Origin of the sequence: Mesorhizobium sp. AA22 (assembly GCF_001672375.2) — a bacterium.
In the GTDB taxonomy this organism is placed as follows: domain Bacteria; phylum Pseudomonadota; class Alphaproteobacteria; order Rhizobiales; family Rhizobiaceae; genus Mesorhizobium; species Mesorhizobium wenxiniae.
In genome coordinates, this window is record NZ_CP048406.1 from 3640328 (window position 1) to 3651652 (window position 11325).

Consider the following 11325-nt stretch of genomic DNA (forward strand, 5'->3'; position numbering starts at 1 on the left):
CAAGATAGGGGCTTCGGCTGAAATCGAACAGTCCGAATCCGGAAACTGGTGCAGCAGTGTTGCAGGCGCGCTCCACAGCTTTATGCACCCGCTGCGCTGCGCGTTGCAGCAATCGGGCGCTAAGGACGCGCGGCTTTGGCCGTGAAGGGCGGACGACGATCAAATCCGCGCCTTTTTTGAGGGAGACGACTGACGTGAAGATTTTTTGCTTGTTGCCGTTGGCATCGCGGCACTTGCCGGATCGGCCTGCTCGAACGCGCCGGACTGCACGACTGAAATGCTGACCAAGAAAGCTCAGGACATGACTGCAGCCCTTCAGGAGGCGATCACCAAGGATCCGGCCAAGGCGGCCGATCTCACCGCCAAGGTTCAGGCGGTTACAGCCAAGTATCAGGGCGCTACGACGGCGGACGAGGCCTGCAAGGCCTATGACGAGCTGACTGCCGCCATCAAGGCCTGAGAATCGATTTGAGTTTTGCAAAAGAAGCGGTGGCCGTGGCTGCCGCTTTTTTTAAAGCGCGGTGCCGCACGTCCTGTCGGACGCGCAGATAAGCGTTCAGTTCGGCGCGATGGAGCCGACTTCGACCGTATCGACGCGCTTCAGCTTCATGCCGATGACCGGCACCAATTGCTGGTCGACGCGCACCGCAACCGTCACCGTCATCGAATTGTCGTTGGGGACAAGAGCCTGCATCACGCCGCGCAACTGATTGCGGTTGATGGTGAAGACGACCTTGTTGGCGCTGACCACGTTGCCGCCGATAATGTCGAGGCCGGAACCGGCGGCACCGCCCATGAAGCTGCCCTTGTAGCCCTCGCGGCCCTTGTGCTGGATCGTCGCCGACATCTGCTGGGTGAACATGCCGACCCGACAACCGCCGTCGAGCGACATGCCGATCTTGCCGTAAGGTGTCGAGCCGGTGAAATTGCAGGTGAATTTCGTTCCCTTGTATTTGCCGGCGACGATTTCCCCCGGGCCGACCCATTCGCCTTCCACGGATTGAAAGAACTTCTTGTCTCGTTCTGCTGCAAAGGTCTTTTCGGCCATGCCGGCAGTTGTTGAAACCACGACCGCTATGGGCAGGACACTGGACAAGATCACGCTTTTCATCGACGACACCCGGCAACAAAGAGTCTGGTTTGGAACCCGTCCGACCATGAACAAGATTGGTTAATGCTTCGTCACCACTAGCGCATGGCCCCGAAAACCGGAAGCGATTTGCGCTGGGATCGTGCGCGAAATCAAAGGGCTACAGCGTCCCACCAGGACGTGCGGTGCTGGAGACGGTTGTCACGTGTCGGAAGCGGATGTCTCCTTCTGCTTTTTGGTTGCAAACGATGTCAGCGCGGACAGGAAATCACCCATGCCGGGCCGTCTCGCGGCGCTGAAGGGCAGGGGCCTTGCGGTCTCCATCGCAGCAATGCCGATGCGCGCCGTCATCATGCCGTTGACGACACCTTCGCCAAGCTTGGCCGAGAGCCGAGCAGCGAGGCCATGGCCGACGATCTGCTGAACGAAACTGTCGCCGACGGCAATCGAGCCGGTCACCGCCAGATGAGCGAGAACGCTGCGCGCCAGCCGGAAGAACCCCAGCGTGCCCGGCCGGCCGCCATAAAGCTCCGACAGGCGGCGAATCAGCCGGCCCGCTTCGAACACGACATAGGCGACGTCGACCAGAGCGCGAGGGCTGACCGCCGTCACCAGCGACACGCGCTTTGCCGCTTCGAGGATCATCACCTTGGCGCGCGCATCGAGGGGGCCGAGGATTTCGGTCTCGGCCAGGCGCACCAGATTGCCACCGTCGATGATCTCGTCGCGCAGGTCAGCCAGCGCGCGTCTGCCGGCCGCGGTTTCGGGCTTGGCCGCGACGAAGGCCGAGAGTTCGTCGACCACGGCGCGAGCTGCCTTCGGATCGTCGCGGGCAATGGCGTCGAGTGCCCGCTTCTGTAGTTTTTCGACCTCGGTGAGGCGGGTGATCGCCAGGAATTCGCGGACGAGGATGATCAGAAGCGCCAGCAGCGCGACCACGGCCATGCCGGCGGCCAGCCAGCCCAGCCATTCGGCACGCGCGAACAGATCGCGAATCAGCTGGTCGGTCCAAAGGCCGAGGGCCAGCGAAACCAGAACGCCCAATGCGCCGAAGAACAGGGTGCCGAACGTCGAACGTTTCCGCGGCGCGGTCGCCGGCGGCGGTTCGGCGGCGATGATGTCCGGCTCGTCGAAAACGTCGATTTCCGCCGGAGTGACGACGGCAAGATCAGCCTTCACGGTGCGCGGCTTTCTGGCCGATGGAGCGTCGGGCTGGCGCAAGGCTGCCCTCTCTTTTGGCGGGCCTTCCGGCTCGATGCGAAATGCCGCCGGCTTGCGGGGCGCGGTCATGCCAGATGATCTCCGATCAGGAACTGCAGGGCGCGGTCGAGCCTGATATGCGGCAGCGACAGCGTGACGCCTTCAGCCGTGCGTTCGAGCTTTGGCGGGCGAAAGCGCACGAAGCGCATCGCCGGGTCCTCATTGCTTTGCCGATGGCCCGGGTTCTGCCGATGGTCTGGTCCAGAGACATCGAACACTGCATCAATTTTCTCCGGTAAATCACCGGGAAATATGGCTGTTTCGGTTCTTCCATCGAATGTTTCGCCGTTGATCTTTTCACCTTTCAACGGTGTGCCAATGATGACCGGCAGCGTCTCACGGCCTTGCTTGACCGTGCCTTCGCGGGTCGCGCGCACCGCCGCCAGGGCGACCACGTCGACATCGGCGCCGGTGAAATTTGCTCGCGCCACGGCGCGGTCGGCAAGCCTCCGCACGATCGCCTGCAGCCGATCGTGGCTTTCGTGATGCAGATGGTCCGCCTTCGTCGCCGCCACCAATATGCGGTCGATCCGCCTTGAAAAAAAGTCAGTCAGGAAATTGCCGCGGCCGGGGCGGAAGCAGGCGAGGATTTCGGTCACCGCACGTTCGAGATCGGCCATCGCGCCGGGGCCTGCGTTCAGGGCCTGCAGGGCGTCTATCACCACGATCTGACGGTCGAGGCGCGTGATGTGCTCCCGGAAGAACGGCTTTACGACGTATGTCTTGTAGGCTTCGTAGCGCCGCTCCATCATCGCCTGAAGCGACCCGGAACGCGCCCGCCGCTCACTCAGGCCCGGCAAGGGCGCGAAGGTCAGCGCCGGCGAGCCCTCAAGATCGCCGGGCATCAGGAAACGGCCGGGCGGCAGGGTCGAAAGCGCCCGCTCATCGAGCTTGCATGCCTTGAGGTAAGCGGCGAAGCTCTCGGCGAGGCGTCGCGCCGTCATCTCGTCGGCGTCTGCATTCAGGTCGACTGCGGCGGAGAGCGAGCGCCATTCTTGCGAAAGGTCGGCGCGCACCGGCAGCACGGCCATCTCGAACGCTTCGCACGAGAAATCAGCGTAGGATTTACCGAGCAACGGTAGGTCCAGCAGCCATTCGCCGGGATAGTCGACGATATCGACCGACAATCTGCCTGATGAAAACATGCGGCTCCAGGCGGAGGCCGATTCATATTCGATGGTGAGCCTCAGCTCGGAAATGGCACGTGTCGAATCCGGCCAGAGGCGATCGTTGACCAAAGCCGCTACGTGATCCTCGTATTGGAATCGCGGTACGGCGTCATCCGGTTGCTCTTCGAGGAAGGCACGGGCGATGCGTCCCGATTTCTGCGCCGAGAACAGCGGCAAGCGCCCGCCATGGATCAGATTGTGGACAAAGGCTGAGATGAACACCGTCTTGCCCGCGCGGGAAAGACCAGTGACACCCAGTCGCAGTGATGGCGAAAAAAGCCCGGTAGCGCGCCCCGACAGCGTATCCAGGGCAATCTTCGCCTCGTCGGTGAAAGTGGTCAGCGATGATGCCAAAATGCGGTCTCTCGGGGCTTCGGTACGATCCGATATAGACGCTGCTGCGTAGGTTTGAAATGGCGTCAGAGATCGGCCGGCGTCACGAAGGCTTCGAGATAGCCGGTGCCTTGCGCGGCGTTGGCAAGACTGGCCGGAAAGCAGACGACGGCAAGGCCGGAAGTCGGAAAGCCGTGATTCAGCATTCCCATCGCAGCCTCGTCGCCGTCGCCCGAAAGCGCGATAGTGAGATCTTCCGTCATCGGGTTGTGGCCGATGATGAGCAGCGAGCTAGGCCCGCCATTGCTGCGGATGAGGTTGAGATAGCCGGCGGCGTCCTCGCTGTAGAGCGTGTCCAGGAACAGGACCCGGCCTGTATCGGTGTGGCCGGCCAGACCTTCCAGGGTCTGGCGCGCTCGCTTTGCGTTGGAGCAAAGGGTGAGGTCCGGAATGTAGCTGCGGGCCCGCATGGCCGCACCCATCGTTTCGGCGTCGGCGACGCCCGATGCGTCGAGGGGACGATCGAAATCGCGCATGCCCGGCAGAGCCCACCCGGCCTTGGCATGCCTCAACAGATAAAGCTTGCTCACCGGCCCCTCGCTTGTGCCAAACACCGAAACTCGTCAAAAGGCGATGCAGGATTAGCCATGAGAAACGCCTTGCGCACAATGGCCGCCACCCTTCAAACCCAACGAATCATACGCGAATTCGGTCGCGCCCTTCATGCGAATGATGCGGCCCATAGCATTTTGCCCGACATTAACAATTGCGTGAAACTGTCGTCGATTGCGCTTGTGCAGTATTCGGTCCGCGAATATATAGGCGCCAAAATTGGGGCTGTTGGGTGAGTCGAATGAACGACATCGTTACCGCCGATTACGTACCCTCCGAAGACGAGCCGTTCATGAACGAGCGGCAGAAATCCTACTTTCGCCTGAAGCTCGTCACTTGGAAGAACGACATACTGCGCGAAGCGCGCGAAACTCTCGAAATCCTACAGCAGGAAAACGCCAACCACCCCGATCTCGCCGATCGCGCCTCTTCGGAAACCGACCGCGCCATCGAACTTCGCGCCCGCGATCGCCAGCGAAAACTCATTTCAAAGATCGATTCCGCGCTTCAGCGCATTGATGAAGGCACTTACGGTTATTGTGAGGAAACCGGCGAGCCCATCGCGCTGAAGCGGCTCGACGCGCGTCCGATCGCGACCTTGTCGATCGAGGCGCAGGAGCGCCACGAGCGCCGCGAGAAGGTCTACCGCGACGACTGAAGCACAGGCGAATCGCCTAAAAGCAGCAATAGCGAATTTTGTCATGGCCGGTCTCCGGCCATTTTTTTGTCGCCTGTTCGCTGGCCCCGTTTATGGCCGGTTATCTTTTCTGGCTGGAGAGCTCGCCGAGAAGCTTCGTCATCTCGTCATCGAGAGACGACGGCGCCTTTGCCGCCGGCTTGCTCTCCGGCGCGGGCTGCGGGACATCAAACGAGACCTCGAGCTCCCTCATCAGCGTATCGTCAATGGAATCCTGCTTTGCCGGGGAATCCTGTCTTGCCGGCGCTGGCGCGTGTCGAACGGCATTGGCGTAGGCGGGCAGCGGCGTGATGGTCGCCGATTGATGGCTTTGCGCTGGCTTCGGCGCTGGCGCTGGTGCAGTCTGATGGGGCCGGACAGGCGCCGGGGCCGCGCTTACCGGCTGCGGAGGCGGTGCTTGCCTCATTGGCGCAGGAGCTGGTTGAGGCGCGCGCGGCCGCGGTGCCGGCTGATGGCCACCGCCATCTCCGGTCAGCGCGGGACGGCGCAGCGCCGACAGCCGGATGTCGCGTTCAACGACGACGTCTGTCGGGCCCCCGATCAGCAGCAGGTGCTCGATGTCGTCGCGGCGCACCAGCACCAACCGGCGGTGGCTGTCGACAGCGGTGGCGTCCATGACGGCCAGCCGCGTCTTGCGGTTCCTGCCGCCGGCAACGAATGTTCCGAAGGTCAGATTGCGGACCAGCTTGACGATGAGGAGAATGATGACCAAAAGGACAAGCGCGACAAACGTCCACAGGATTGCCGCGGCATAACCCGGACCCGCCACACTATCCAGCCACTGCAGCATTGGTGCCCCCAATATCGGCTTTCGAAGAAGACGCGACACTAGACTGTTGCGGCACGCCACTGCAAGTCGCCTTTCGCGCCTCTTGAACAGCTTGAAACACCAATGTGGTGGAATTGAAGTCCCTACGAATTGAGGGCGTCAGCGTTCCGGAATTCAATCCACCACACTGGATTTTCAGCACGTTGCTGATGTGGTGAATCCGAAATTCGCTCCCCGCAGCACCCAGGGTAATGCGAATTTCGGATTCACCACACCAGGCGCCGAACAGGCGGTCATTTTTAGCGGACATTTGCCGCCAAGGCCTTTTCCGGACCCTGAGAATGTGATTCAACCGGGCAGGGGCAAGTACCGGATTTCACGAGCAGGGGGCACATGGCCAAGGAAGCGCGCGGCGATTTCTATCCGGTACCGATCGTCGACCAGAACACGCGACCGGGTGCGGTCACCCGGCTCATCGTCTTCATCGTCGTCCTGACTGGCGCCGCGATCGTCTTCGGCCTTTTCCGCGAACGTCTTGGCGACCCATTCCTGCTTGGAATGCTTGGTGTGCTGGCGATGATCGGTGTCGGCTTCCTGTTCGCCACCGCCATCGGCTTCGTGCAGATCACACCGCGCTCGACGAGTGACGAGCTGTCAAAAGCCTTCGTCGATTCGATGTCGCAGGGTCTTCTAGTCACCGACACCAAGGGTCGTGTCGTCTACGCCAACCGGGCCTATGCCGACATGACGGGCGCGGCGTCCGCGGCGGATCTCAAGACGGTCGAAGGTTTGCTGTCCGACGTTCCCGAGGCCTCAGTGACCATATACCGGCTCGCCTCCGGCCTGCGCGACGGCCAGCCCGGCGACGGGGAGTTTCGGCTTGCGCAATCCATTCGACCCGGCGCCGAGCCGGGCGCGCGCTGGTATCGTGCCCGCGCCCGCGCCTTCAGCGTCCCGGGCCAGCGGCTGCCCTTGCTCGCCTGGCAACTCGCCGACATCTCGGAAGAACGGGCCGAGCAAGAGCGGTTCTTCCTCGATCTGCAGGAGGCCATCGATCATCTCGACCATGCGCCGGCCGGCTTCTTTTCGGCCGATCAGGAAGGCCGCGTCACCTATATCAACGCGACGCTTGCGGAGTGGCTGGGCATCGACCTGACGAGTTTCACGCCTGGCGCCGTCACCCTTCCGGAGATCGTCGCCGGCGACGGCATGGCGCTGGTCCGCTCGGTCAAGGCCGATCCCGGCACCACTCGCAATGCGGTCATCGATCTCGATCTGACGACAGTGAAGGGCGAGGCGCTGCCCGTGCGTTTCATGCATAGGGTCTCGGCCAGCCGCGAGGGCGTCAACGGTCCGACGCGCACCATCGTGCTCAACCGGACGCAAGGCGAGGACGCTTCCGCCGACCTTCGCGCCTCGGAGATCCGCTTCACCCGCTTTTTCAATTCGACGCCGATGGCAATAGCAGCTGTCGACAACAGCGGGCGCATCTTGCGCACCAACGCGCCTTTCCTGTCGCTGTTTTCCTCCGTCGTCGACGGGGACGCGGTCGATCGGCGCGTGCGGCTGGACACGGTGATCCATGAGCGCGACCGGCCCGCCTTTGCCGCGGCGTTCGAGAAAGCGCGACAAAGGCAGGCTGACATCGAACCGATCGATACGCTGCTGCCCGGCAATGAAGAACGGCATATGCGCTTCTACGTCAACGCGGTCGCCGACGGCACCGGCGAGGGCGCCGAAGAATCGGCCATCGTCTACGCCGTCGAGACCACCGAGCAAAAGGCGCTTGAGGGCCAGATGGCTCAAAGCCAGAAGATGCAGGCGGTCGGCCAGCTTGCCGGCGGCATCGCACACGACTTCAACAATGTGCTGACCGCCATCATCATGGCGTCGGACCTTTTGTTGACCAATCATCGCCCGTCGGACCCGTCCTTCCCGGACATCATGAACATCAAGCAGAACGCCAACCGGGCGGCGTCGCTGGTGCGGCAGCTTCTGGCCTTCTCGCGCAAGCAGACGCTGCGGCCGGAGGTGCTCAACCTGACCGACGTGCTAGCCGATCTGCGGATGCTGCTGGCCCGTCTGGTCGGCAACGACATAAAGCTGAAGGTCGATCATGGTCGCGATCTGTGGCCGGTGAAGGTCGACATCGGGCAGTTCGAGCAGGTGGTGGTCAATCTGGCGGTTAATGCGCGCGATGCGATGCCGAACGGCGGCGACCTCACCGTGCGCACCCGGAATGTGACCACAGAGGAGAGCGAGAGCATTCCCTACCGCGAACTTGCGCCGGCCGACTATGTGGTGGTCGAAGTCGAAGACACCGGCAGCGGCATCGCCCCCGAAGTACTCAAGAAGATTTTCGAACCCTTCTTCACCACCAAGGAGGTCGGCAAGGGCACTGGCCTCGGCCTGTCCATGGTCTATGGCATCATCAAGCAGACAGGCGGCTTCATCTTCTGCGAATCCGAGGTCGGCAAGGGATCGGTGTTCCGCATCTTCCTGCCGCGCTACATTGCAGAGGCGAGAGCGGGGGGCGAACCCGGCGAGGCGCCCGCTGCACCGGCAAAGATCGCCGACGCAGCCAAGGATCTGTCGGGTTCGGCCACGGTGCTGCTCGTCGAGGACGAAGATGCCGTGCGGATGGGCGGCATGCGGGCCCTGACGTCGCGCGGCTATACCGTCCACGAAGCGTCCTCAGGCGTCGAGGCGCTGGAAGTCTTCGAGGCGCTCGGCGGCAAGGTCGACATTGTCGTTTCCGATGTGGTGATGCCTGAGATGGATGGGCCGACGCTGCTTGGCGAATTGCGCAAGCGGCAGCCGAACATCAAATTCGTCTTCGTTTCCGGCTACGCGGAGGATGCGTTCGCTAAAAACCTGCCGGCAGACGCGCATTTCGGTTTCCTGCCGAAGCCGTTTTCGCTCAAGCAACTGGCCACAATCGTCAAGGATGTGCTGGAATCTTAAGGCTTACTAATTCTCGCACTTGCGAAATGGCGTGAGACTGCCATGATTATGGGCGAAACGGGCGGCGGGTTTTGGGGGAGCATGCCGTGACGCCGCACAACGAGGCACGCAAGGGTGATTATGCCGCAACAGTGCTGTTGCCGGGCGACCCGCAGCGTGCCGAATGGATGGCGGAAACCTTTCTGGAGGCGCCGCGCTGCGTCAACCGTCGAAGGGAAGCCCTCGGTTTTACCGGCTTGTTTCGCGGCAAGCCCGTGAGCATCCAGTCCACCGGCATCGGCGTCTCGTCATTCCTGATCTACGCGCATGAATTGCTGGATTTCCACGGCGTGAGGACACTGATCCGCACCGGTACCTGTGGTGCCCTAACTGCCGCGGTTAAACTGCGCAGCCTGGTGATCTCGCAGTCGGTGCGCGGTGAAAGTGCCGAGAGCGGCCAGGTTTTTGGACTCTATGGTGCTGATGCCGGCCCCGATCCGGCGCTATTTTCCCGAGCCTTAGCCCGAGCTGCCGGAATCGGCATCGAACATCAGGCTGGGCTGACCATCTGCAGCGATATATTCTATCATCCTCAGGGGCGCGATCGCTTCGCCGAAGCGCAGGCCCACGGCGCGCTGGCCGTGGATATGGAGACCAGTGCGCTCTATCGCATCGCGGCGCATTTCGGCGCCCGGGCGCTGTCGATCCTGACTGTCGTCGACAATGTGGTGACCGGCGAGCAAACCGATTATTCCGAACGCCAAGCGCTTTTCACCGATATGACCCGCCTGGCACTCGATGTCGCGAGCGAAAGTTAAGCTGCTTGCCGCTTCGGGGCCGTGTGTTCTTCGATGCCCGGCCGATCGCCGCGCAGATAGAGGGCACAGGTCGTGCGCAACATCGAGGCGAAGTTCGGAATCTGGCCATTGATCTCTATGGCCTCGTCATAAAGCTTCGAGATGAATTTCGGCGTCGTTAAGCCTTGGCTGTCGGCGATCTCGTCGAGCAATGCCCAGAACGTCGCCTCGAGCTGGATACTCGTCGAGTGCCCATCGATGCGGATCGATCGATTGATCTGCCGGTAGCCCTCCGGATCCTGCCCGGCAAAAACCCTGCACATCGTTACCTCCCGTTCTTAGTGGTCTTGGCCATTCTTGTTGATTTTAGGCGCAATCAGCAGCGATTCGCGCCTTTGAGCAGTGCCTATTGCGGCCAATTATCTTCAGCCGGAAAGCGGAAAACGGCAATCGGACTTTCGTCCTTAGGCGGTTTGCCACCCCGTCGTTAGATTAGGGCGTGGTAATCGGCTGCCACCACCTTTGCCGCAACCCGCGCATAATCACGCCGACGCGCATGAGGCGCTGGTGCGACGGAGTGTCATTTGGCGAAGACGATCCACACGATGATCCGGGTTCTGGACGAGGCCCGTTCCATCGACTTCTACCGGAAAGCCTTTGGGCTGGACGTCGCTGAACGGCTCGATTTCGAAACCTTCACGCTCGTCTATCTGAGCAATGCCGAGGCGGGCTTCGAAGTCGAGCTCACCGTCAATAAGGGCCGCCAGGAGCCTTATGCGCTCGGCGACGGCTACGGCCATCTCGCGGTTTCGGTCGCCGATCTGGACAGCGAACATGACCGGCTCGGCGCGCTTGGCCTGAGCCCGAAGAAGATCGTCGAGTTCAACCGCGACGGAGCGCTGCTCGCGCGCTTCTTTTTCATCGAGGATCCCGACGGTTACAAGATCGAGGTTCTGCAGCGTCAGGGTCGGTTCAAATAGGAGACATTACGGCCGCGCCGGCCAGCGGGCGCTAGCCAGGGCACCTTCGGGTGCGAACAGCAAGCAAATGGAGGAACAAATGGTCACGATTTATGAGAGAAAGCCGGCCGATGAAAGGAAGCCCGGGCTATCGCGCCGCGAGCTTCTGAAGCGCGGCGGTGTCGGCGCGTTGCTGGTCATTTCGGGTAGTGCCGTCATCAGCTCGGAACATGCCTGGGGTCTCGAAACATCTGCGCTCAAGCCCGAAACCATGGCGACCCTGATCCAGATGGCGCGCGACATCTACCCGCACGACCAAGTGCCTGACAAATATTACGCAATCGCCGTCAAGGCCCATGACGAGCAGGCCGGCAAAGACCCAGCCCATAAGGACCTCATCGAAAACGGCATCGCCGAACTCGACTCGAAGTCGGGTAAGGGTGGCTACACCAGCCTCGGCTGGGAGGAGCAGCGCGTTGCCGTGCTAAGAGAGATCGAGGACGCGCCGTTCTTCCAGGCAGTCCGTGGCGGGCTTGTCGTCGGTCTCTACAACCAGAAAGAGGTCTGGCCGATCTTCGGCTACGAGGGCGAGTCCTACTCCAAGGGCGGCTACATGGCGCGCGGGTTCGACGACATCGAGTGGCTCTGAGCCCCCGTCGTCCCAAACCGTACACAATAGACATCATGGGAGGAAAC

The 11325-nt window shown here is 61.8% G+C and carries 13 protein-coding genes; 6 read left to right on the top strand and 7 right to left on the bottom strand.

Features of this window, described 5'->3' with window-relative positions; translation table 11 throughout:
• The first annotated feature begins 205 nt into the window (after positions 1 to 205).
• Complete coding sequence (locus A9K68_RS17560; RefSeq protein WP_065009523.1) at positions 206 to 460, top strand: hypothetical protein; 255 nt, start codon at positions 206 to 208, stop codon at positions 458 to 460.
• Positions 461 to 556: 96 nt separating this feature from the next.
• On the opposite strand, the gene A9K68_RS17565 is transcribed toward A9K68_RS17560, so the two are convergent.
• From A9K68_RS17565 to A9K68_RS17580, 4 genes are all read right to left on the bottom strand, one after another.
• Positions 557 to 1111 (bottom strand): hypothetical protein, encoded by a 555-nt coding sequence (locus A9K68_RS17565; RefSeq protein ID WP_065009524.1) that lies wholly within the window; start codon positions 1109 to 1111, stop codon positions 557 to 559.
• A 180-nt stretch (positions 1112 to 1291) separates the two neighbouring features.
• Entirely contained in the window at positions 1292 to 2380 is a 1089-nt protein-coding gene (locus A9K68_RS17570; RefSeq protein ID WP_065009525.1) for a TIGR01620 family protein, read from the bottom strand.
• Complete coding sequence (locus A9K68_RS17575) at positions 2377 to 3873, bottom strand: YcjX family protein (protein WP_065009526.1); 1497 nt, start codon at positions 3871 to 3873, stop codon at positions 2377 to 2379. Before A9K68_RS17575 ends, A9K68_RS17570 begins: the two co-directional genes overlap by 4 nt.
• Positions 3874 to 3938: 65 nt before the next feature.
• Complete coding sequence (locus A9K68_RS17580) at positions 3939 to 4442, bottom strand: histidine phosphatase family protein (protein WP_065009635.1); 504 nt, start codon at positions 4440 to 4442, stop codon at positions 3939 to 3941.
• 263 nt (positions 4443 to 4705) lie between these two features.
• Here A9K68_RS17580 and dksA point away from each other — a divergent pair, with 263 nt between their 5' ends.
• Positions 4706 to 5122: an RNA polymerase-binding protein DksA gene (gene dksA, locus A9K68_RS17585; protein ID WP_006202025.1), complete on the top strand. Its 417-nt coding sequence runs from the start codon at positions 4706 to 4708 to the stop codon at positions 5120 to 5122.
• A gap of 100 nt (positions 5123 to 5222) precedes the next feature.
• Here the strand turns inward: dksA and A9K68_RS17590 are convergent, their stop codons facing one another.
• A complete protein-coding gene (locus A9K68_RS17590) occupies positions 5223 to 5951 on the bottom strand; it encodes a flagellar biosynthetic protein FliO (protein WP_065009527.1) in 729 nt (242 codons plus the stop codon).
• Positions 5932 to 6240 (bottom strand): hypothetical protein, encoded by a 309-nt coding sequence (locus A9K68_RS17595; RefSeq protein ID WP_156768402.1) that lies wholly within the window; start codon positions 6238 to 6240, stop codon positions 5932 to 5934. Before A9K68_RS17595 ends, A9K68_RS17590 begins: the two co-directional genes overlap by 20 nt.
• An 83-nt stretch (positions 6241 to 6323) precedes the next feature.
• Here A9K68_RS17595 and A9K68_RS17600 point away from each other — a divergent pair, with 83 nt between their 5' ends.
• On the top strand, positions 6324 to 8894 hold the full coding sequence (locus A9K68_RS17600) for a PAS domain-containing sensor histidine kinase (protein ID WP_065009528.1): 2571 nt from the start codon (positions 6324 to 6326) through the stop codon (positions 8892 to 8894).
• 86 nt (positions 8895 to 8980) lie between these two features.
• The gene (locus A9K68_RS17605) at positions 8981 to 9691 is read left to right on the top strand and encodes a DeoD-type purine-nucleoside phosphorylase (RefSeq protein ID WP_065009529.1); all 711 of its coding nucleotides are present in this window, start codon (positions 8981 to 8983) and stop codon (positions 9689 to 9691) included.
• Here the strand turns inward: A9K68_RS17605 and A9K68_RS17610 are convergent.
• On the bottom strand, positions 9688 to 9993 hold the full coding sequence (locus tag A9K68_RS17610; RefSeq protein WP_065009530.1) for a ribbon-helix-helix domain-containing protein: 306 nt from the start codon (positions 9991 to 9993) through the stop codon (positions 9688 to 9690). The two genes, A9K68_RS17605 and A9K68_RS17610, sit on opposite strands and share 4 nt — an antisense overlap.
• Positions 9994 to 10254: 261 nt before the next feature.
• Here A9K68_RS17610 and A9K68_RS17615 point away from each other — a divergent pair, with 261 nt between their 5' ends.
• Together A9K68_RS17615 and A9K68_RS17620 are read left to right on the top strand one after the other, a co-directional pair.
• Positions 10255 to 10650 carry a VOC family protein gene (locus A9K68_RS17615; RefSeq protein WP_029352911.1) on the top strand — a complete coding sequence of 132 codons (396 nt, stop codon included), beginning with the start codon at positions 10255 to 10257 and terminating at the stop codon, positions 10648 to 10650.
• A gap of 79 nt (positions 10651 to 10729) precedes the next feature.
• Positions 10730 to 11278: a Twin-arginine translocation pathway signal gene (locus A9K68_RS17620; RefSeq protein WP_065009636.1), complete on the top strand. Its 549-nt coding sequence runs from the start codon at positions 10730 to 10732 to the stop codon at positions 11276 to 11278.
• The last annotated feature ends 47 nt before the right edge of the window (positions 11279 to 11325 follow it).

Bases quoted from the DNA above. Each gene is read 5' to 3' on its own strand.
- A9K68_RS17565 (WP_065009524.1), bottom strand. From the start codon at position 1,111: ATGAAAAGCGTGATCTTGTCCAGTGTCCTGCCCATAGCGGTCGTGGTT.
- A9K68_RS17570 (WP_065009525.1), bottom strand. From the start codon at position 2,380: ATGACCGCGCCCCGCAAGCCGGCGGCATTTCGCATCGAGCCGGAAGGC.
- dksA (WP_006202025.1), top strand. From the start codon at position 4,706: ATGAACGACATCGTTACCGCCGATTACGTACCCTCCGAAGACGAGCCG.
- A9K68_RS17590 (WP_065009527.1), bottom strand. From the start codon at position 5,951: ATGCTGCAGTGGCTGGATAGTGTGGCGGGTCCGGGTTATGCCGCGGCA.
- A9K68_RS17595 (WP_156768402.1), bottom strand. From the start codon at position 6,240: ATGTCCGCTAAAAATGACCGCCTGTTCGGCGCCTGGTGTGGTGAATCC.
- A9K68_RS17600 (WP_065009528.1), top strand. From the start codon at position 6,324: ATGGCCAAGGAAGCGCGCGGCGATTTCTATCCGGTACCGATCGTCGAC.
- A9K68_RS17610 (WP_065009530.1), bottom strand. From the start codon at position 9,993: ATGTGCAGGGTTTTTGCCGGGCAGGATCCGGAGGGCTACCGGCAGATC.
- A9K68_RS17620 (WP_065009636.1), top strand. From the start codon at position 10,730: ATGGTCACGATTTATGAGAGAAAGCCGGCCGATGAAAGGAAGCCCGGG.